This window comes from Microlunatus antarcticus (assembly GCF_014193425.1).
Taxonomy (GTDB): Bacteria; Actinomycetota; Actinomycetes; order Propionibacteriales; family Propionibacteriaceae; genus Microlunatus; species Microlunatus antarcticus.
Map to the genome: position 1 here is coordinate 1,651,720 of NZ_JACHZG010000001.1, position 20,953 is coordinate 1,672,672.

Below are 20,953 nucleotides of genomic sequence, written 5' to 3' on the forward strand. Positions count from 1 at the left end.
ATCAGGTACGGAGAAGCGAGAGCTCCGCCAACGACAAAGGAGGCACCAGCCTGCCGGTGGAGGGCACGGCCGCCCGGAGAACCAGGGTGGGTAGCCGGAAAGGCGAGACGTGGGTCGGCCGCGGAGGAGCCAGCAGCCAGCCCAGCACCAGAAGAGTGAGTGCCAGCAGGCACGATCCGAGCGCCATCTGGTGATGGTCGCAGTCCGGGCAGACGCCGCCCATGTCGCCGTTGGTCATCCCCATGGCGTCGTGACCGCTCGGAAGCGCCGCCATCGCGACCGGCCCCATTTCACCGCCGGACAGGACACGAGCGGCGGTCCCGGCCTGAGCAACGGGAGCATGAGCAACGGGGGCCGGTCCGACCGCCACGTCGTGGCCGAGGGACAGCTGGTGCATCCCGACGATGCTCAGCACCACGACGACCAGGCTCATCGCGAACAGCAGGTGCCGCAGCAGGCGACCACCCGGCTGGCCGAGGAGGACGCGCACGACAGCTCCTGAGCCTGGCCTCACCGTCCACCTCCGTGCCGTCGTGATCGTCGATGTCAGGTTACCCCTCGGAACCCCAGGGGGGTATGCGCACCGACGACGAGGAGGTGGGCGGTGAAAGGTGAGGCAGCTTGTCGTCCCGCCGACGGGGTCGTCGACGCTGCTGCAGTCTGGTCGTGCACCGAATACCCTTGGGGGGTACGTCGGGCGCACGCATCGCGCCGACTTCGCGGCCGTGCAGTGGAACCTGAGGTCGCACCGTTGCAGCCCGAAGGAGACCGACATGGCTGAAACCGCAGCCCCCCACGGCTACATCCACAACAAAGACGAGTACCTCAAGCGGCTCCGCCGGATCGAGGGTCAGGCCCGTGGGCTGCAGCGCATGGTGGAGGAGGAGCAGTACTGCATCGACATCCTGACCCAGGTGTCGGCCATGACGAAGGCGTTGCAGTCGGTGTCGTTGGGTTTGCTCGACGAGCACCTCAGCCACTGCGTCGTCAACGCCGTCGCCGCGGGCGGGCCGGAGGCCGACGCCAAGCTGAAGGAAGCCTCCGAAGCCATCGCCCGCCTCGTCCGCTCCTGACCTCTCCTCAGCCCGGCAGTCACAGTCCGACGTCGCTGGGTCAGAGCCGTCGGGTCTTGAGGCGCAGCGCGTTAGTGATGACGCTGACCGAGGACAGGGCCATCGCGGCGGCGGCGATGATGGGGGAGAGGAGCAGTCCGAAGGCGGGGTAGAGCACGCCAGCGGCGATGGGGATGCCGGCGACGTTGTAGACGAACGCGAACACCAGGTTCTGGCGGATGTTCGACATGGTCGCGTGGGAGAGCTGCCGGGCGCGGACGATGCCGGTGAGGTCACCCTTCAGCAGGGTGATCCCAGCGCTCTCGATGGCGACGTCGGTGCCGGAGCTCATCGCGAGTCCGACGTCGGCGGCGGCGAGGGCGGGGGCGTCGTTGACGCCGTCGCCGGCCATGGCGACGACCTTGCCCTGGCTGCGGAGCTGCTCGACGATGTCGCTCTTGTGATCAGGCAGAACCTCGGCCTCGACCCGGGTGATGCCGAGGCGGGTGGCGACGGCTTCGGCGGTGACGCGGTTGTCGCCGGTCAGCATGACGATCTCGATCCCCTCGCCCCGGAGTGCGCGCAGGGCGTCGGCGGTAGTGGGCTTGACCGGGTCGGCGATCGCGATGACCGCGGCGACGACACCGTCGACGCCCAGGAGGATCGCCGTGGCACCTTCGGAGCGCAGCTCGTCGGCCGACGCGGCGAACGAGGCGGTGTCGATGCCGAGGCTGTCCAGGAACGAGGAGCTGCCGACCACGACACGGCGATCCTGCACGGTACCGGCCGCGCCCTTGCCGGTCGTGGAGTCGAAGTCACGCACGTCCGGCACGACCAGCCCAGCGGCATCGGCGGCGTTGACGACGGCGCGGGCGAGCGGATGCTCGGACGGACGTTCCACCGCGGCCGCGAGGCGCAGGACGTCGTCGCGGTCGAACCCGGCCGCTGGGGCGATGTGGGTGACCGAAGGTCGGCCCTCGGTGAGCGTGCCGGTCTTGTCGACGACGAGGGTGTCGACCTTCTCCATCCGCTCGAGCGCCTCAGCGTTCTTGATCAGGACACCGAGCCCAGCGCCGCGGCCCACGCCGACCATGATCGACATCGGGGTCGCGAGGCCGAGCGCGCACGGGCAGGCGATGATCAGCACCGCGACGGCGACGATGAGGGCGTGCGCGAGCCGGGGTTCGGGGCCGACGGTGGCCCAGACGACGGCGGCCAGCACGGCTGCGGCGATGACGGCCGGTACGAACCAGGCGGCGACCCGGTCCGCCATGCGCTGGATCGGTGCGCGGGAGCGTTGCGCATCGGCGACCATCTGCACGATCCGAGCGAGCATCGTGTCGCGGCCGACCCGGTCGGCGCGCACGACGAGCGACCCGGTCTGGTTCAGGGTGCCGCCGATGACCGTGTCGCCCTCGGCCTTGGTGACCGGCATCGACTCACCGGTGACGAGTGCCTCGTCCACCGCGGAACGGCCGGTCTCCACGACCCCGTCGACCGGGACCTTCTCGCCCGGCCGCACCCGGAGCCGGTCCCCGATCTGCACCGCGTCCAGGCTCACCTCCTCCTCGGTCCCATCGCCATCGAGTCGGTGCGCCGTCTTCGGGGTGAGGTCGAGCAGGGCGCGGATGGCGCCGGACGTCTGCTCGCGGGCCCGGAGCTCGAGGACCTGACCGAGCAGCACCAGCACCGTGATCACCGCGGCGGCCTCGAAGTACACGTCCACCGCGCCACCCATGCCGCGGAACGAGGACGGGAACACCCCCGGGGCGAGCGTGGCGATGACGCTGAACAGCCAGGCGACGCCGGTACCCATCGCGATCAGGGTGAACATGTTCAGCTTCAGCGTGCGGACCGACACCCAGCCGCGGACGAAGAACGGCCACCCCGCCCACAACACGATCGGAGTCGCCAGAACCAGCTGCACCCACGCCGACACCGACGGCGAGATCACCTCGTGCAGCGCAGGGAACAGGTGCCCGCCCATCTCCAGCAGGAACACCGGGATCGCCAGGACCAGGCCGATCCAGAACCTCCGCGTCATGTCCGCCAGCTCAGCACTCGGCCCCGTGTCGGCGGTGACGACGACCGGCTCCAGCGCCATGCCGCAGATCGGGCAGGCACCAGGTCCCGCCTGCCGGATCTCGGGATGCATCGGGCACGTGTACTCGACGCCGTCACCCGTCGGCATCACCGCCGCCTGCACCTCCCCCAACTGCATCGCCCTCGGCGTTGCGGAGTGTCGGCTCTGGTCGGGCTCGTGGGTGTAGGCCGCCGGGTCGGCGTCGAACTTCGCCCGACAGTGCTCCGAGCAGAAGTGGTGCGTGGCGCCGAGGTGCTCAGACCGGGGGCCGTCCGCTGCGGGATCCACGTCCATGCCGCAGACAGGGTCCCGGACGAGGGCGGTCGAGGAGCCCGGATGGTCCTGGCGAGGCGCGCTGGTCATGAACCGACTGTACCCCCAGGGGGTATGCATGTATGGGTAGAAGCGATCGCCAATCGCCTGTGCCACGGCAAGGAGGAGCGTGTAGTCAGATCGACGTGCTGCGGACCTCGGTCACGAGAGCGGATCGCCGATCAGCCGGCCGATGCGTACGTGACGAGGACGGCGACACCGCCGAGTCCGAGCTGGCGCAGCCCTGATCGGACGAGGTGGCGGCCGGTGAGGCGGCCGACGACCATCCCACCGACGACGAGCGCGCCCGCGGTGATGGCCATCGCGACTTCGAGCAGCGGCGCGCCGAGCAGGTAGGGCAGCAGCGGCAGCACCGCTCCGATCGAGAACGCGGCAAACGACGCAGCCCCGGCGACGATCGGTGAGGGCAGGTCGGTGTGGTCGACGCCGAGCTCTTCGCGGGTGTGGAACCGCAGCGCCGTCTCTGGGTCGGCGGAGACCGCGGCGGCCATGGTGGCGGCGGTGTGGGGGTCGGCGCCGTAGCCGGCGAAGGTATCGGTCAGCTCCGCCTGCTCTGCTTCGGGGAAGCGGGCGTGCATCGTCTTCTCGATGGCGACCTCGGCGTCGACGAGCTCGTTCTGGTCGGTGACCGAGATGTACTCCCCGGGTGCCCATCGAGAACGCTCCGGCGACGAGTCCGGCTAGGCCGGTCAGCACGATCGCGTGCGTCGACACGCCACCGCCGCCGACGCCGGCGATCAGGGCGGCGTTGGTCACCAATCCGTCGACGGCGCCGAAGACCGTCGGGCGGAGCCAGCCTCCGGAGACGTCGCGGTGCCGGTGGCTCCAGCCCCCTGGCGAGTGCGGCTTCTTGCACCGGTGCCGTCTCGGTCAGCGGTTCAGGCGCTCCGGTCTGCTCGTTCGGACTGCTGGCGGTGGTGAAGGTGGGGATCGCCTCGACGTAGACGCCCGGCTTTTGGCAGAAGGCGACGATGCCATGGTGAATGGGGGGATCACAGCACGCCGGCCCTGGTGCAGGCGCCGACGACCATTCAGAGGCGCATGCCCCCTAGCGGCTCGTTTGGTGCGCGCATCGAGCTGAAGGGGGACAGGCGAGCAGGCGATCTCCGTCGGCCAGGGCCTCAACGCGCTCCTGACGCATGGGGGACAGGAAGTCAGTTCGGGGTATTGAGGTGTGAGGGGGATACCCGTCGATAACCTACGTGCAGCTGACCGACCGCCGCTGAACCCGACCGGCCCGGTCCCCGCGAGGGGGCCGGGCCGGTCTGGTCTAAGGACCGGTCGCCTGCCAGAGTCAGGCGCATGGCCAGCGCTCTGGAGGACCTGCTCTCTCGACACGTCGAGGCGGGAACGGTGCCGGGGGCAGTCGGGCTCCTCGGCCTCGACGAGCCGGCGGTCGTCGCCGTGGGCGTGGCCGCCGTGGGAGGACCGCCGCTGCGTACGGACGCGATCGTGCGGATCCAGTCCATGACCAAGGCCGTCACGGCCGTCGGAGCGCTACGGCTGGTCGAGGCCGGCCGCGTCGGGCTCGACGACAGCGTCGAGGCGTGGTTGCCCGAGCTCGCCGACCGTCGGGTCCTGACCAGCCCCGGTGCCGCTCTCGACGACACGGTGCCCGCCGTACGCCCGATCACGCTGCGGCACCTGCTGACCAACGGGTCGGGCTACGGCATGGCGCTGGACGACTCCCCGCTGGCGCGAGCCATGGCGGCGAGCGGCCTCGAGGCCGGCGCCCAGCCGTGGTCGGCGGCGGCCGACGCATGGCTCGCCGCGCTGGCTGAGCTGCCGCTGGTCTTCCAGCCGGGGGAGGGCTGGCGATACCACCACTCGTTCTCCGTGCTCGGCATCCTTGTCTCCCGACTGACCGGGCGTCCGCTGGCCGAGCACCTCACCGAGGACCTCTTCGGGCCCTTGGGGATGGACGGCACCGGCCTCTGGGTGCCGGAGGCGAAGCTCGACCGGCTGCCTGCGGCCTACCGGCACGACGGCGAGCGCCTGGTCGAGACCGAGCCCGCGGGCGGCGGACCGTACGCCGGGGTGCCGGGCACCGACGTGAGCCACGGCGAGCTGGTCTCGACCGCCGGCGACTACCACCGCTTCCTCTCCGCGCTCGGCTCGTTGATCTCTCCGGAGCACCACCGTCTGATGATCACCGACCAGGTGCGGCCGGAGCACAAGACGCCGGAGGACTTCTTCCCGGGCTTCTGGGACGGGATGGGCTGGGGCTTCGGGGTCGGCGTCCAGACCGAAGGTGCCCGGCGCGGACGGTGGGGCTGGTCGGGCGGGCAGGGAACCGACTTCTTCGTCGACCCGGACGGGGCGATCGGCATCCTGCTGACGCAGGTCGAGCTGGGGGAGCACGTCTGGCCGCTGGTACAGGAGTTCCAGGCGCTCCGCCCGGGGTGAGCCTCGTCGACCGGCTCCGCGATCCTCCGAGCGGTCGGTGTTCCCGGTCCCTGGCGCGCTGAGAGCGGGAAGGCATACCGCTCGAGGGCGGCTGGTACCGCTGGCTACTGCGGCGGAAAGGGCAGCTGGACGGACGCCGGGTACGCGCTGAGCTCGACCGAGGCGACCCACTTCACCCACCAGAAGCCGCGGTGCCCGGGCGCCACGAGCCGGACGGGGGCGCCGGTCCCGGTCGCGAGGGGTGAGCCCTCGACGCGGGTGGCGAGGAACAGCCGGGGCAGTGCGTCGAGCGGGAAATGCCGGTGGTAGCCCGTCACGCTCGTCACCCGCACGCTCCGGGCGTCGGTGGACGCGTCGGCCTCGACCCCGAGCAGCTCGTCGAGCGGCACGCCGGTCCAGACGGCGTCGGCGTACCAGCCGGTGGTGCAGTCGAGCCGCGCCGGCACCGCGCGGCCGCGCGCGTCGAGGTCGGCGACCGACAGCGAGGCGGGCCCCACCTGCACCCGGAACGTCGCCCGGTCGAGCGTCGGCACGCGGTCGAGCAGCCACGTCGTCGCCGGGATGTCGGCTGCCGGGATCGGGTGCGAGCCGGTCGCCGCCCGTGCGACGGCGGTGCCGCCGACCCGGCCGACCCCCTCGACCGCGAGGAACGTGACCCCGGCGCCCGCGCCGAAGGCGGCGGTGCGCAGCAGCCGACGCCGGCTCAGGTCGCCCTTGCGCGCGAGCCGCGGGCGCCAGTGGCGCGAGACGTGCTCGACCAGGAACGCGACGATGACGAACGCGGCCCCGACGTGGACCTGGATCGGCGTCAGCCCGGCCCCGACCCCGGGTCCGACCAGCACCTCGACGACGCCCGCGACGAGGCAGACGACCACCACGGCGGCGAGACCCAGGCTGGCCGGCGTGAGCCTCGGCGCGCGCCGGGCCACGACGACCTTCCAGGGCGTGAGGACGACCAGGCCGAGCCCGAGCACCCCGTGGGCGACGGCGGCGACGCGTGCGGACACCGGCCCGGCGGTCGCGAACGCGACCCAGCCCGTGGCGAAGCTCCCGACGAGGAGCAGCAGCAGGCCGAGGTTCGTCCGTCGCCCGGCGCGCCGCAGCACCCGGGAGACCCGGGTCAGGGCCAACCGGCACCGGTGGGCCGGGTGCCGGCGCCGGGCCCGTACCACTCGGGCAGCCCCGGGGGCACCCAGCCCGGCACCGTCGCCGGGACCGCCACGCCACCGGGCGGCGGTCCGCCGTAGCCCTGCTGGCCCAGCTCGGGCGGGAGGATCACGTACGGCCGGAGCGCGGCCGCGCGGTCGAGGAGCGCGCCCATCCGGGCGTTCACGTCGCGCGGCGCCGACCCGTCGACGAACCGGTTGTGCAGGAACGCGACCTCGATCATCGTCTGCTGGAACGCGCGCATCGCCTTCGCGGCCCCCGGTCCGCCGTGCAGGCGGGCGTAGCGGCGGGCGGAGACGCGGTCCGAGAGCCGGGCCACCCAGCGCACCTCCTCGGGCCGGGTCCACCCCATCTGCACGGTCTGCTGGAGCGCGGCGACGAGCATCCGGCCCTCGCGCGACCGGGCCCAGATGGTGATCGAGACGATGACGATCAGCAGCGGGAGCATCACGACGGCGTACGCGGTGAGGAAGTTCCGGGTGCCGTAGAAGGCGCTGCCGTTCCAGATGCCGTGCAGCACGACGGCGGTCAGGAAGCCGAGCACCGGGGCGACGATGCGCTTGGCCGTCGACCGCGAGGTGAGGCCGATGCCGAAGCCCAGCCCGGTGGCCGAGGTGAAGAGCGGGTGCGCGAACGGGCTCATCACGCCGCGCAGCACGACGGTGGTCGTGAGGCCCGCCGCGCCACCCTCGGCGAGGGCGGAGAGGTAGTAGAGGATGTCCTCGACGAAGGCGAAGCCGACGCCGACGAGCGCACCGTAGACCACGCCGTCGAGCAGGCCGTGGATCTGCTGGCGCCGCAGCGCCACGACCGCCACCAGGAACAGGCCCTTGCCGGTCTCCTCGACGAGCGGGGCCACGATCGCGAACGACGCGAACGACTCGTTCCCGGCGACCAGCGCTGCGGCCGACTCGACGACGAAGCTGAGGATCACGGCGACCACGCCTCCCCACCCGAGGGCGGCGAGCCGGTAGCGGGTGGGCTCGGGCTCGTAGCGGTCCAGCCAGAAGATCACCAGCAGGATCAGCGGGAACGCCAGCGCGGCGAGGAACGTGACCAGCGCGAACGGGCCGGGACCGGCGTACGCGAGGAAGATCCCGGCGATGACCAGGGCACCCAGACCCAGGACGGCGACGGTCACCCAGGTGAGCGCCGACCGTCGGTGGTGCAGCAGCGCGGGCGGGACGACGACCCCGCCGCCCGGTCGGCCCGCGGGCACGGGGGCTCGACCGCTCATGCTGACTCCTTCTCGACGCGCACCGTCCACGGGTGCGAGGCCACCATAGGAAACTCCCGCGACCGGCGCGGCCGTCGCGCCCATCCGGTGGACGACACGAGCCGGTCCGGGGTCCTTGCCGTCCGTCGACGGTGCGCTAGGTTCGGTCGAAAGCGGAGGGGAGGTGCTGGATGAGCGGGACCGAGGGGATCGACGACTTCGACATCGACCGTGCCATCTCGCACGCCTGGGCCGAGTTCGGCACCCGGCTGGCCGAGGTGCTGTCGATGGTCGACGAGTCCGGCGACCTCACCATCGGCACGCCCACCGGCAACGGTGAGCCGGACAGCTTCCTGCGCTTCTCCAGCCCCTCCCGCGACCGGGTCCGCTGCGAGGCCGGGGTCGCCCCGGCCCGCGGCCAGTCCGAGCAGGTCGACGCGCTCCTGGCCGACGGCTGGGAGCGCAGCGGCGCCGTCGCCGCGCCGGTGGTGATCGTCGCCGCGGAGTGCGTGCAGGACGAGTCGGAGGCGCTGGCCGAGCAGGCCGTGCGCGCGCTCCGCGACGTCTTCGGGGTCCAGCACCCCGTGTTCCTGGCGCCCGACCAGCTCGCCGAGGTGCTGCAGCCGGACGCGGCCGATCTGGGGTCGGCCTCGAAGTCCGAGGACAGCTTCATCGGACGGGTCCTCGAGCCCACACGGCAGGCGCGCCGGGGGACCTCGGTGGAGATCGACCCCGAGGATCTCACCTCGACGCTCCCGGACGGCCCCGGCCACCTCAACCAGATGGTCGACGACGAGCTGACCAGCATGTACGGCCACCCGCCGTTCCGCGACAACGAGGGCGACGTCGCCATCCGGGTCGGCTCGACCATGCTCTTCCTGCGCACCAGCAGCGACGGCAAGGAGGTCACCGTCTTCGCTGCGGTGGTCCACGACGTGTCCGGCCGCTCCCGGGCGGCCGAGGTCATCAACGACCTGAACGTCGAGTCGCGGTGGGTCAAGTTCCAGCTCGTCCGCGACCGCGTGTTCGCCAGCATGTCCGTGCTCGCCCAACCGTTCGTCCCGGCCCACCTGCACCAGGCCGTCCGCGTCGTCTCCGACGTGGCCGACGGTATCGACGAGGAGCTCGCCGCCAAGCTCGACGGCCGCACCACCTTCGCCGACTAACCTGGGCCCAGTGAGTGAGGCTGCTGTCGTCCGGGACGAGGGCACAGCGCCGCTGCACCTCACGTACGACGAGGCGCTGCCGATCACGGAGTGGCACGACGAGATCGCCACCCTGGTCCGCGAGAACCCGGTCGTGGTCCTGGCCGGGGAGACCGGGTCGGGCAAGACGACGCAGCTGCCGAAGATCTGCCTGGAGATCGGGCGTCGCTCCATCGCACACACCCAGCCCCGCCGGCTCGCGGCTCGTACGGTCGCGCAGCGCGTGGCCGAGGAGATGCAGACGACGCTGGGCGAGGTCGTCGGCTACCAGGTGCGCTTCACCCGCCAGACGTCGAAGCAGACGCGGCTCAAGATCATGACCGACGGGGTGCTGCTCGCCGAGATCGGCCGGGACCGGGACCTGCGCCGCTACGACACGATCATCGTGGACGAGGCGCACGAGCGCAGCCTCAACATCGACTTCCTGCTCGGCTACCTCAAGCAGCTGCTGACCAGGCGATCCGACCTCCGGGTGATCATCACCTCGGCCACGATCGACACGGCCCGGTTCGCAGCGCACTTCGCCCGTCCCGACGGCACTCCCGCGCCCGTCGTCGAGGTGTCGGGGCGCACGTACCCGGTCGAGATGCGCTACCGCCCGCTGCTCGAGGACGGCCAGACCGACCAGAACACCGGCATCGTCGACGCGGTGCGCGAGCTCAGCGCGCTCGGCGGCGGCGACGTCCTCGTCTTCTGCTCGGGCGAGCGCGAGATCCGCGACGCCGCCGACGCACTCGCCGGGGCGAACCTGCGCTTCACCGAGGTGCTCCCGCTGTACGCCCGGCTGTCGTCGGCCGAGCAGCACCGCGTCTTCGCCGACCACCCGGGCCGGAGGGTGGTGCTCGCGACGAACGTGGCCGAGACCTCCCTGACCGTGCCCGGCATCCGCTACGTCGTCGACGTCGGGACCGCCCGGATCTCGCGCTGGTCGGCCCGCACGAAGGTCCAGCGGCTCCCGATCGAGCCGGTGTCGCAGGCCTCGGCCAACCAGCGCGCGGGCCGGTGCGGCCGCGTGGCGCCCGGGGTCTGCATCCGCCTCTACAGCGAGGAGGACTTCGAGTCGCGGCCGCTGTTCACCGAGCCGGAGATCCTGCGCACGAACCTCGCCTCGGTGATGCTGCAGATGGCCGCGGCCGAGCTCGGCGACATCGCCGCGTTCCCCTTCGTGGAGGCGCCGGACCGGACCCAGGTCACCGACGGGCTCCGGCTGCTGACCGAGCTGAACGCGGTGCAGCCGGTGTCGAAGGACGCGAGCCGTCCGGGCCGGAGCGGCAACGAGGTCCGGCTGACCAAGGTCGGGCAGCGGCTCGCCGCCCTGCCGGTCGACCCGCGGATGGGCCGGATGCTGCTGGCCGCGGAGCGCGAGGGCTGCCTGGCCGAGATGCTCGTCATCGTCGCGGGCCTCTCCATCCCCGACCCGCGCGAGCGTCCGGTCGAGCACCGCGAGCGCGCCGAGGCGCTGCACCGGCGGTTCTGGGCGCCGCTGTCGAGCGACCGCGCCCTGCAGACCGAGCCGGTCGGGGCCTCGTCGTCGAGGTCGCGGAACGGTCGCTGCGGGTCGTCGGACGACGGGGAGCCCGCCAAGGTCCCGAGCGAGGGGAGCGACTTCCTCGCCCTGCTCCGGCTGTGGGACTACGTCAAGGCGATGCGGACCGAGCTGTCGGGCAACGCGTTCCGGCGCCGGGTGCGCGAGGAGAACCTGCACTACCTGCGGATCCGCGAGTGGCAGGACCTGCACACCCAGCTCAAGCAGGCGTGCCGCGACCTGGGGATGGGTACGAACGAGCAGCCCGCCGGCCCGGACCAGATCCACACGTCCGCCCTGGCCGGGCTGCTGTCGCACGTCGGCCTGCTCGACGAGCGCGAGGAGCAGCGCCCCGCCAAGGGGGCCAAGCCCGCCACGAAGCGGCGCCGGCCGACGCGGGAGTACCTGGGGGCGCGCGGCACCCGGTTCGTCATCGGGAGCGGCTCGTCGGCCGCCGGCAAGCCGCCGCCCCTCGTCGTCGCGGCCGAGATCGTCGAGACCAGCCGGCTCTACGCCCGGACGGTCGCCGGTGTCACCGCCGCCCAGGTCGAGCAGGTCGCGCAGCACCTGCTCAACCGGCAGTACTCCGAGCCGCACTGGTCGTCGCGCTCGGGCGCGGTGCTGGCGTACGAGCAGGTCACCCTCTACGGCGTGCCGATCGTGTCCCGCCGCCGGATCGGCTACGCCAAGATCGACCCGGTCGAGGCGCGCGCGATCTTCCTGCGCTCGGCGCTGGTCGAGGGCCTCTGGCACACCCGGCACCGCTTCGTCGCCCGCAACGCCGCCGTCCGGGCCGAGGTCGAGGAGCTCGAGGAACGGACCCGGCGCCGCGACCTGACGGTGGACGACGACACGATCTTCGCCTTCTACGACGCCCGGGTGCCCGCCGACGCGACGTCGGGCGCGGCGTTCGACGCCTGGTGGAAGGACGCGCGCCACCGCACGCCCGAGCTGCTGGACCTGACCCTGGCGGACCTGACGACGTCGGCGCCCGGGCTCGAGGTCGCGACGGCCTACCCGGACCACTGGGACGTCGCCGGCCACCGGCTGCCCGTCATCTACCGCTTCTCCCCGGGCGACCCGCGCGACGGCGTGACCGTGACGATCCCGCTGGACGTGCTCAACCAGGTGAGCCCGAAACCGTTCGGGTGGCAGGTCCCCGGGCTCCGGCTCGAGCTGGCGACCGAGCTCGTCCGCTCGCTGCCCCGGGCTGTCCGCCGCCTGCTCGCCCCGGCCGGTGAGCACGCCGGCCGGGCGCTCGAGTGGCTCCGCGACCACCCGGGAGCCGAGGGGGAGTCGTTCCCGACGGCCCTGGGCCGGGCGCTTCGCGTGCTGACCGGCGAGGTCGTCCCCGACGACGCGTGGGACGTCGAGCGCGTCCCGGACCACCTGCGGGTGGCGTTCGTCGTGACCGACGCCGACGGCGAGCCGCTCGCCGAGGGCAAGGACCTGGCCGCGCTCAAGACCTCGCTCTCGGCGCAGGTCAGCGAGGCGCTGGCCTCGACCGCCGACACCTTCACGCGCACCGGCATCACCCGGTGGGACCTCGGGCGCCTCGAGCCCGAGCTCACGGTGACGCGGGACGGTCGGACCGTCGTCGGCTACCCGGCCCTGGTCGACGAGCAGACGAGCGTCACCCTCACGCTGCTCGACACCCCCGCCCGCCAGGCCGCGGCGACCACCGCCGGCCTGCGCCGGCTCGTCCTGCTCGGCACGCCGGACCCGACGCGGTGGGTGGTGTCGCATCTGTCCAACCTCGACAAGCTCGCCCTCGGCTCCAGCCCGTACGCCGGCGTCCCGACCCTGCTCGCCGACGCGCGGCTGGCGTCGGTCGGCGAGCTCGTCCGCCGTCACGCCAAGGCACCGGTGCGCGACGCCGACGCGTACACCCGGTTGTGCGACGCGGTCCGGATGGACAACCCCGACCTCATGCGCCAGGTGGTCTCGGTCGCCGCCGAGGTGCTGCGCGGCTGGGGCACCCTGCAGACCGCGGTGCCCGGGCTCGCCGGTCGCCACCCCGACGCGGCCGCGGACCTGAAGGAGCAGCTCGCGAACCTCGTGTTCCCCGGCTTCCTGTCCGCCACCGCGTACGAGCACCTGGTCGACCTGCCGCGCTACCTCCAGGCCGCGCAGCAGCGGGTGACGACGCTGCAGACCCAGCCGACGCGCGACGCCACGGCCCTGGCCACGGTGCTGCGCTGCGAGGACGCGTACGGCGCCCTGGCCGCCCAGGTCCCGCCCGGGCCGCTGCCCCCGGCGGTGTCGGAGGTGGGCTGGCTGATCGAGGAGCTGCGGGTCAGCCTGTTCGCGCCGGGCCTGCGGACGAAGGTGCCGGTGTCGGAGAAGCGCGTCCGCAGCGCCGTCGAGGCGGCGCGCGCGACGCTCTGAGGTCGGCGAGACGCGGCCCCGGCTCGCAGCCCGCGGGTAGATTGGGACGCATGCTCGATCCACGTTCGCTCTACACGCTGGACGATGAGGTCGTGGCCACGCTGGCGGGCGCGCACCCCGTCCTGATCCACCAGCTCGACGGGTTCGTCGACGCCGGCGGTGCCGGTCGGCAGCTCACGAGCCACGTGCTCGAGCACCTCGACCACGAGATCGTCGCGACGTTCGACCACGACCAGCTGCACGACTACCGCAGCCGTCGCCCGGCGATGACCTTCGACACCAACCAGTGGAAGTCGTACGCCGACCTCCACCTGCGCCTCTACCGCGTCGTCGACGAGCAGGGCGAGGTCTTCCTGCTGCTGAGCGGCCCCGAGCCCGACGTGCAGTGGGAGCGCTTCGCCGCCGCCGTGATGGGGCTCATCGAGCAGCTCGGCGTCCGGCTCACCATCTCCGCCCACGGCATCCCGATGGCCGTTCCGCACACCCGCCCGATCACCCTGACCGCGCACGCCACCGACCCCGACCTGGTCACGGGCTACCGCAGCTGGATCGACCGGGTCGAGGTGCCGGCGAGCTTCACCGGGCTCCTCGAGCTCCGGCTCGGCCAGGTCGACCGGCGCGCGATGGGGTTCGCCGTCCACGTGCCGCACTACCTGGCGCAGGCGACGTTCCCCGAGGCCGCGCTGTCGCTGACGCGGTCCATCAACGCCGCCACCGGCCTCGCCGTGCCGCTCGAGCCGCTGGAGAAGGCCTCGGCCAGCAACCTCGAGGACATCGCCGCCGAGATGCAGACCTCGCAGGAGGTCCAGGACCTCGTGGCGACGCTCGAGCAGCAGTACGACGCGCTCCAGGCCGAGCACCAGGGCGTCCCGAGCGCGGACGACATCGCGGCCGAGTTCGAGAAGTTCCTGGCCGAGCGCGAGAAGAAGGACGAGGACTGACCGCTCCTCGGCGGGCCTGGGTCCGTCACTAGGCTCGGCCCATGCCTGAGTCGGTCGACGAGCTCGTCACGCTGCTCGACCTCGAGGAGATCGAGGTCGGGCTGTTCCGGGCGCGGCAGCCCCGGACCTCGCTGCAGCGCGTGTTCGGGGGGCAGGTCCTCGGCCAGGCGCTGATGGCCGCGTCGCGGACCGTGCCGCCCGAGCGGACGGTGCACTCGCTGCACGGCTACTTCCTCGTCGCCGGGCGTCCCGACCTGCCGATCGTGTACGACGTCGAGACCGTCCGCGACGGAGGGTCGTTCTCCTCCCGGCGGGTCGTCGCGCGCCAGGGCGGCCAGGTCATGTTCTACCTGTCGGCGTCGTTCCACACCCACGAGGAGGGCTACGAGCACGCGGACCCGGCGCCCGAGGCGCCCGGGCCCGAGGAGTCGCCGAGGCTGACCGCGGTGCTGGCGAAGATGACCGGACGTTCCGCGTCGGGCTGGCAGCACGAGTGGGGGGCGATCGACGTCCGCTACGTCGGCGACTCGCGTCCTGGCGGACCGATCCAGGACCCCGCGCACCCGGCCCGCGCCCGCGCGTGGGTGCGCGTCGCCGGCGAGCTGCCCGACAACCCGGTGCTGCACCAGGCCGCGCTCGCGTACACCAGCGACCTGACCCTGATCGGCGTCAGCGCGGTCCCGCACGGGGTCGTCGTCGGCTACACGGTGCAGGCCGCCTCCCTCGACCACGCGATGTGGTTCCACCGGCCGTTCCGGGCCGACCGCTGGCTGCTCTACGACCAGGTCTCGCCCTCCGCCTCGGGCGCTCTCGGCCTGGCCACGGGGCGGCTGTTCCAGGACGGTCGCCTGGTCGCCACCGTCGCGCAGGAGGGGCTGCTCCGCCCCATGCGCGCCCGCACGGCCTGAAGCCGTAGGCCGGCCCCTGGTTGGCCCAGACACCCGGGCTAGCTGGACCTTCCGCCCAAGGCGACAGCCGCGCAAGACGCCAACAGCCGCCCAGGAAGCGTCCTGTGCGGCTGTGTCGGACGTGCGCGGCTGATTCTCGTTGGCCCTCATGCTGACGGCACCCGACGCGCAGCGGCCGTTTCGAGCATCGGGTAGGGAGGGGCCCGTCGTCGAGCCTGGACGACGAACGAGTCAGCTACCCAGATCGCGGCAGCGGCAGCAACAACCGCTGACGAGCGAGGAGGAAGGCCCGACGCCAAGGGCCCCGACCGGGTGCGAGAAACAAAGAACGAGGCGACCCGGAGGGGGGTCCGGGTCGCCTCGGGGCGAGCTACGGGATGGGTCGTAGCGTGTGCTGCGCGTTGGGGCTACGCGGCCAGCACCGACTTTCCTCGCAGCTTGGCAATGGCGTGCCGCTCGATCTGGCGGACACGTTCGGCGGTGATGCCCCACAGCGCACCGATGTCGGCGAGTTTAGCCTGCCGGCCGTCGACCAGACCATAGCGGCGCCGTACGACGTCGGCGGAACGCTCGTCGAGCGAGGAGAGCATCTCCTCGAGACGGGCGTGCTCCTCGGCGTCCAGGAACACCTCGTCCGGGCCCGGCATGGGCTCGCGGGCGATCAGGTCGCCCAGTGCGGTGTCCCCACCCTCCTCGACGGGAGCGTCGAGGCTGACGTGGTCGCGGCCGTAACGGATCAGGTCCAGCACGCGCTCGGGCTCGAGGTCCATCTCGGCGGCGATCTCGGCGATCTCCGGGTCGCGACCGAGGCGACGCTCCAGCGTGCGACGCACGGCGCCGACCTGGTTGACCTGCTCGGCGACGTGGACCGGGAGCCGGACGATGCGGCCCTGCTGCGCGATGCCGCGGCTGATGGACTGCCGCACCCACCACGTGCCGTAGGTGGAGAACTTGAAGCCCTTGGTGTAGTCGAACTTCTCGACCGCACGGATCAGCCCGGTGTTGCCCTCCTGCACGAGGTCCAGCAGCGGCATCTGCGAGCGCCCGTACTTGCGGGCGACGGAGACGACGAGCCGCAGGTTCGCGGTGACGAAGCGCTGCATGGCCGCCTGACCCTCGGCGATGATGACCTCGAGCTCGTCCTTGGACGGGCGCTTGGCGTGCGCACCACGGTCGGCCTTGGTGAGGTCGCCGGAGGCGATGTGCTCGGCGTAGAGGCCGAGCTCGATCTGACGGGCGAGCATGACCTCCTCCTCGGCCGTGAGGAGCGGAGTCTTGGCGATGCCTTCGAGATATAGGCCGACCGCATCCTTGCCATCGATGCCGTCGGAGACTCTGCTTCGTGCAGAAATGGCCACTGGGGCCTCCTTTTTCGTTGCCTTCGCTCCACTCAACGTGTGAGATGGGCCGAAGGATTCCTGGCCAGCCCTGAAGAAACCCTGAGTCGGTTCCTTGTCAAGACGCCTAGGTAAAGAATTTCTCCTGCGGCGCGCCACTGGGATGCAGGAGGGCTCGACTTTACGCCTGAGCAGGCCTTTTTCCCGGGGTCAGCCCGCGATCCGGTCGAGCACCCAGGCGTTCGCGAAGGCCACCTCACGCCAGCTGGCGTAACGACCGCTGACGCCGCCGTGCCCCGCGACCATCTCGGTCTTCAGCAGGACGGGACGCCGGTTGGTCGGCGCGGCGGTCGCCCGCAGCGCCGCGACCCACTTGGCCGGCTCCACGTAGAAGACGCGGGTGTCGTTCAGGCTCGTCGTGGCGAGGATCGCGGGGTGCTCGGTCGCGGCCACGTTCTCGTACGGCGTGTACGACTTCATGTAGGCGTAGACGTCCGCGTCGTGCAGGGGGTCGCCCCACTCCTCCCACTCCGTCACCGTCAGCGGAAGGTCGGGGTCGAGGATCGTGGTGAGCGCGTCCACGAAGGGCACCTGCGCGTGGATCGCCTCGAACTTCTCCGGCCAGCGGTTGGCGATGACGCCCATCAGGAGCCCACCCGCGCTGCCGCCGCGCGCGGCGAGCCGTTCCGGCCGGGTGTAGCCCTGCTCGACGAGGTGGTCGGCGCAGGCGGCGAAGTCGACGAAGGTGTTCCACTTCGTGAGCACCTTGCCGTGGTCGTACCAGGCCCGGCCGAGCTCCCCGCCGCCGCGGACGTGCGCGATGGCGAAGACGACGCCGCGGTCGAGCAGCGAGAGCCGCGACACCGAGAACGTGGGGTCGATCGAGATCTCGTACGAGCCGTAGCCGTAGAGCAGCGCCGGGGCCGAGCCGTCGAGCGGCACGTCGGCGCGCCGGACGACCGACATCGGCACGCGCGCCCCGTCGGGAGCGGTCGCCCAGGTGCGCTCCTGGACGTAGCGGCTCGGGTCGTACGGGCCCTGGGTGGCCGACGGCAGCACGGCGGTGCGCTTCAGCAGGGTGCGCCGGCCGGTCGCGAGGTCGTAGTCGTAGACCGACGGCGGGGTGAGCATCGAGGTGTAGTCGACCCGGATGCTCGGGGTGTCGTACTGGGGCGAGCCGGGGGAGCCGACGGTGAAGATGGGCTCCTCGAACGCGACGTCGGCCCCCGTCAGCAGGTCGCCGGAGTCGGAGCGCGGCAGGACGTGCAGCCCGCTGAGGCCGTCGCGGCGCAGCGTCACGACGACGTGCGAGGCGTACGCGTCCACGCCGAGCAGCCGGACGCCGGGCTGCGACGGCAGGACCGGCACCCACTGCGTGTGGCTGCTCGCGTCGAGGGGGGCCTCCGCGAGGGCGAAGTCCTCCGCGCCGTCGTTGTGCACCACGAGCAGGCGGTCGCCGGCCGGCTCGACGGAGTACTCCACGCCCTGACGGCGGGGCGCGACCACGCGGGGCGTGCCCTCGGGGTCGTCGGTGGCGAGCAGGCGGTACTCCGAGGTCAGCTTGCTCTCGGAGCCGAAGACGAGCCAGTTGTCGTCCCGGCTCGTGTCGACGCCCAGCCAGAAGCGCTCGTCGGGCTCGGTCAGCACCTCGACGTCGTCGTCGGCGGGGGTGTCGAGCCGGTGCCGCAGGACGACGTACGGGCGCCAGGCCTCGTCGCAGCGGGAGTAGAAGAGGTGCGTCTCCCCGGCCCAGCAGGCGCCGTGGCTGACGTCGGGGATCGTGTCGGGCAGGTCTTCCCCGGCCCGCAGGTCGCGGACCCGCAGCGTGTAGCGCTCGGCGCCGCTGACGTCGGTGGAGTAGGCGAGCAGGTGCCCGCCGGGCGACACGGCGAGGGCGCCGAGGTCGAAGAACTCGTGGCCGCTGGCCTCGACGTTCGCGTCGAGGTAGACCGTCTCGCCGGGGATCTGCCCCTCCAGCGACGGCGGGGTGGCGGGGTCGACGACCGGGGCGCGGCAGAAGCGGGCGTACTCGGCCCCCTCCTCGGTCCGGGTGTAGTACCAGTAGGAGGGCCCCGGGGTCCGCAGCCCGTCCGGGCCGTGGTGCCGGACGAGGGTCGGGACCGACAGGTCGGTCTCCTGGGTCCGGTCCTTGAGCTCGGTGAAGAGCGTCTCCACCAGCGGCTCGAGGTGCTCGGTCAGCGCGTCCGTGTAGGCGTTCTCCGCCTCCAGGTAGGCGATGACCTCGGGGTCGGTCTTGTCGCGGAGCCACTCGTACGGGTCGACGACGACGTCACCGTGGTGCTCGCGCACGGAGGGTCGACGGGCAGCGACGGGCGGCTGCCGGCTGTCGGTCAGGTCCTCGGTCACGGGCGACCACCCTAGTCGGACGGTAGTTGCCTGGTGGACGATGTCCCGAAGACCCGGCCAGTTCTCAGGCTGGCGCGCACCGGCGGGCGTGCCACGGACGGCGCCGTGCGGCGTGCGGGCGCCGATGGGCCAGGATGTGCGCATGGGAGCCGAGGTGGACGCCAGGCACTTCACGCGCGAGGACCGCAAGCGTCATCGCCAGAAGGTGCGCCGCGGGCTCGACGTGCTGGCGCGGATGCTGACCGAGTCGCGCTTCGACTTCGAGCGCCCGATGGCCGGCCTGGAGATCGAGCTCAACCTCGTCGACCGCGACTTCGAGCCCGCCCTGCGGAACGCGGAGGTGCTCGAGGCGATCGCCGACCCCGAGTTCCAGACCGAGCTCGGACGGTTCAACATCGAGATCAACGTGGCGCCGCGCCAGCTCGCCGACTTCGGCTTCTCCTCCTTCGAGCAGTCGGTGCGCGCGTCGCTCAACGCCGCCGACCCGAAGGCCGAGGAGGCCGGGGCCAGCACGGTCATGATCGGGATCCTGCCGACCCTGCGGCCCGAGCACGTCACCGCGGACGCGACGAGCGAGAACCCGCGCTACTCCCTGCTCGACCGGCAGATCCTCGACGCCCGCGGCGAGGACATCGAGATCGTCATCGACGGCGTCGAGCGGCTGCACGTCGTGACCGACACGATCATGCCGGAGGCCGCCTGCACGTCGACCCAGGTGCACCTGCAGGTCAGCCCGGACGACTTCGCCGGCTACTGGAACGCGGCGCAGGCGATCGCCGGCGTCCAGGTCGCGGTCGGGGCCAACTCACCTTTCCTCTTCGGCAAGCACCTCGTCGCGGAGTCGCGCATCCCGCTCTTCGAGCAGGCGACCGACACCCGCGCCGAGGAGCTCAAGACGCAGGGCGTACGGCCGCGGGTGTGGTTCGGCGAGCGCTGGATCACCTCGATCTTCGACCTCTTCGAGGAGAACGCCCGCTACTTCGGCGCGCTGCTGCCGGTGAGCACCGACGAGGACCCCGCCGCGGTGCTCGACGCCGGCGGGACGCCCGAGCTCGAGGAGCTCAAGCTCCACAACGGCACCGTCTACCGGTGGAACCGTCCCGTCTACGACACCCACGACGGCGCCCCGCACCTGCGCGTGGAGAACCGGGTCCTGCCCGCGGGACCGACCGTGGTCGACACCATGGCGAACGCGGCCTTCTTCGCCGGGCTCGTCCGCGCCCTCGCCGCGCAGGACCGTCCGGTGTGGTCGCAGATGAGCTTCGCCGCCGCCGCGGGCAACTTCGCCGCGGGCACCCGCGCGGGCCTCGAGGCCGAGGTCTACTGGCCCGGCGTGGGGCAGTGCCCGGTCACCGAGCTCGTCGTCCGGCGCCTGCTGCCCCTGGCCGCGGACGGGCTGCGGCGCTGGGAGGTCGAGCCGACCGAGATCACCCGGCTGCTCGGGATCGTCGAGCAGCGCTGCCTGACCGGTCGCAACGGCGCCACCTGGCAGGTCGCGCAGGTCGCCGAGCTCGAACGGGCGGGCGCGACGCGCGACGAGGCCCTGCACCGGATGCTCGCCCGCTACACCGAGCTCATGCACAGCAACGAGCCCGTGCACACCTGGGAGGTGGCGTCCGCATGAGTGGAGCCGTGGAGAAGGTCCAGCCGTCGGCGAGTCCGCGCATCGTCGTCGGCTACAGCTCGCGGCCCGAGGGCCGGGCGGCCCTGCGGCGCGCGCTCAGCGAGGCCACCCTGCGTTCGGCGGGCCTGATCGTCCTGCACGGGGCCGACGACGACCTGGTCGAGCTCACCGCCGACCTGGACGCGGCGGGCGTGGCGTACGAGCTGCGCGCGCCGGAGGAGGGGAGCGACGCGGCCGAGGACCTGATCGAGGTCGCCGAGGACACGGGAGCGGTGTTCATCGTCATCGGGCTGCGGCGTCGCTCGCCCGTGGGCAAGCTGCTGCTGGGCAGCAACGCCCAGCGGGTCCTGCTCGACGCGTCCTGCCCGGTCCTGGCCGTCAAGGCCGAGTAGCACGGGAAC

14 protein-coding genes and 1 pseudogene are annotated in these 20,953 nt (G+C 72.2%); 8 read left to right on the forward strand and 7 right to left on the reverse strand.

What is annotated here, in order from left to right; genetic code table 11:
- Window position 1 precedes the first annotated feature (1 nt).
- A complete protein-coding gene (locus FHX39_RS07670; protein ID WP_183337512.1) occupies window positions 2-490 on the reverse strand; it encodes a DUF6153 family protein in 489 nt (162 codons plus the stop codon).
- Between the two features lie 283 nt (window positions 491-773).
- Here FHX39_RS07670 and FHX39_RS07675 point away from each other — a divergent pair, with 283 nt between their 5' ends.
- On the forward strand, window positions 774-1,073 hold the full coding sequence (locus FHX39_RS07675; protein ID WP_183337513.1) for a metal-sensitive transcriptional regulator: 300 nt from the start codon (window positions 774-776) through the stop codon (window positions 1,071-1,073).
- A gap of 40 nt (window positions 1,074-1,113) precedes the next feature.
- On the opposite strand, the gene FHX39_RS07680 is transcribed toward FHX39_RS07675, so the two are convergent.
- Together FHX39_RS07680 and FHX39_RS07685 are read right to left on the reverse strand one after the other, a co-directional pair.
- On the reverse strand, window positions 1,114-3,498 hold the full coding sequence (locus tag FHX39_RS07680) for a heavy metal translocating P-type ATPase (RefSeq protein ID WP_269778511.1): 2,385 nt from the start codon (window positions 3,496-3,498) through the stop codon (window positions 1,114-1,116).
- 131 nt (window positions 3,499-3,629) lie between these two features.
- Window positions 3,630-4,224: pseudogene (locus tag FHX39_RS07685) on the reverse strand (VIT1/CCC1 transporter family protein).
- Between the two features lie 546 nt (window positions 4,225-4,770).
- Here FHX39_RS07685 and FHX39_RS07690 point away from each other — a divergent pair.
- Window positions 4,771-5,874 (forward strand): serine hydrolase domain-containing protein, encoded by a 1,104-nt coding sequence (locus FHX39_RS07690; RefSeq protein ID WP_183337515.1) that lies wholly within the window; start codon window positions 4,771-4,773, stop codon window positions 5,872-5,874.
- 104 nt (window positions 5,875-5,978) lie between these two features.
- Here FHX39_RS07690 and FHX39_RS07695 read toward each other — a convergent pair whose 3' ends face one another.
- A complete protein-coding gene (locus FHX39_RS07695; RefSeq protein ID WP_183337516.1) occupies window positions 5,979-7,004 on the reverse strand; it encodes a molybdopterin-dependent oxidoreductase in 1,026 nt (341 codons plus the stop codon).
- Window positions 6,995-8,278 (reverse strand): PrsW family intramembrane metalloprotease, encoded by a 1,284-nt coding sequence (locus FHX39_RS07700; protein WP_183337517.1) that lies wholly within the window; start codon window positions 8,276-8,278, stop codon window positions 6,995-6,997. The genes FHX39_RS07695 and FHX39_RS07700 overlap by 10 nt, the downstream gene beginning before the upstream one ends.
- A gap of 170 nt (window positions 8,279-8,448) precedes the next feature.
- On the opposite strand from FHX39_RS07700, the gene FHX39_RS07705 reads away from it, so the two are divergent.
- The 4 genes from FHX39_RS07705 to FHX39_RS07720 are packed head-to-tail and all read left to right on the forward strand — an operon-like array spanning window position 8,449 to window position 15,224.
- Window positions 8,449-9,423 carry a T3SS (YopN, CesT) and YbjN peptide-binding chaperone 1 gene (locus FHX39_RS07705; protein WP_183337518.1) on the forward strand — a complete coding sequence of 325 codons (975 nt, stop codon included), beginning with the start codon at window positions 8,449-8,451 and terminating at the stop codon, window positions 9,421-9,423.
- A gap of 10 nt (window positions 9,424-9,433) precedes the next feature.
- The gene (gene hrpA, locus FHX39_RS07710) at window positions 9,434-13,375 is read left to right on the forward strand and encodes an ATP-dependent RNA helicase HrpA (protein ID WP_332836722.1); all 3,942 of its coding nucleotides are present in this window, start codon (window positions 9,434-9,436) and stop codon (window positions 13,373-13,375) included.
- Between the two features lie 50 nt (window positions 13,376-13,425).
- The gene (locus FHX39_RS07715; protein WP_183337519.1) at window positions 13,426-14,316 is read left to right on the forward strand and encodes a proteasome assembly chaperone family protein; all 891 of its coding nucleotides are present in this window, start codon (window positions 13,426-13,428) and stop codon (window positions 14,314-14,316) included.
- Window positions 14,317-14,357: 41 nt separating this feature from the next.
- Entirely contained in the window at window positions 14,358-15,224 is an 867-nt protein-coding gene (locus tag FHX39_RS07720) for an acyl-CoA thioesterase (RefSeq protein ID WP_183337520.1), read from the forward strand.
- 407 nt (window positions 15,225-15,631) lie between these two features.
- Here FHX39_RS07720 and FHX39_RS07725 read toward each other — a convergent pair whose 3' ends face one another.
- A complete protein-coding gene (locus FHX39_RS07725; protein WP_183337521.1) occupies window positions 15,632-16,582 on the reverse strand; it encodes a sigma-70 family RNA polymerase sigma factor in 951 nt (316 codons plus the stop codon).
- Between the two features lie 189 nt (window positions 16,583-16,771).
- Window positions 16,772-18,928 (reverse strand): S9 family peptidase, encoded by a 2,157-nt coding sequence (locus FHX39_RS07730; RefSeq protein ID WP_332836723.1) that lies wholly within the window; start codon window positions 18,926-18,928, stop codon window positions 16,772-16,774.
- Between the two features lie 142 nt (window positions 18,929-19,070).
- On the opposite strand from FHX39_RS07730, the gene FHX39_RS07735 reads away from it, so the two are divergent.
- Window positions 19,071-20,552 carry a glutamate--cysteine ligase family protein gene (locus FHX39_RS07735; protein ID WP_183337523.1) on the forward strand — a complete coding sequence of 494 codons (1,482 nt, stop codon included), beginning with the start codon at window positions 19,071-19,073 and terminating at the stop codon, window positions 20,550-20,552.
- The gene (locus tag FHX39_RS07740) at window positions 20,549-20,944 is read left to right on the forward strand and encodes a universal stress protein (protein WP_183337524.1); all 396 of its coding nucleotides are present in this window, start codon (window positions 20,549-20,551) and stop codon (window positions 20,942-20,944) included. The genes FHX39_RS07735 and FHX39_RS07740 overlap by 4 nt, the downstream gene beginning before the upstream one ends.
- Window positions 20,945-20,953 lie beyond the last annotated feature (9 nt).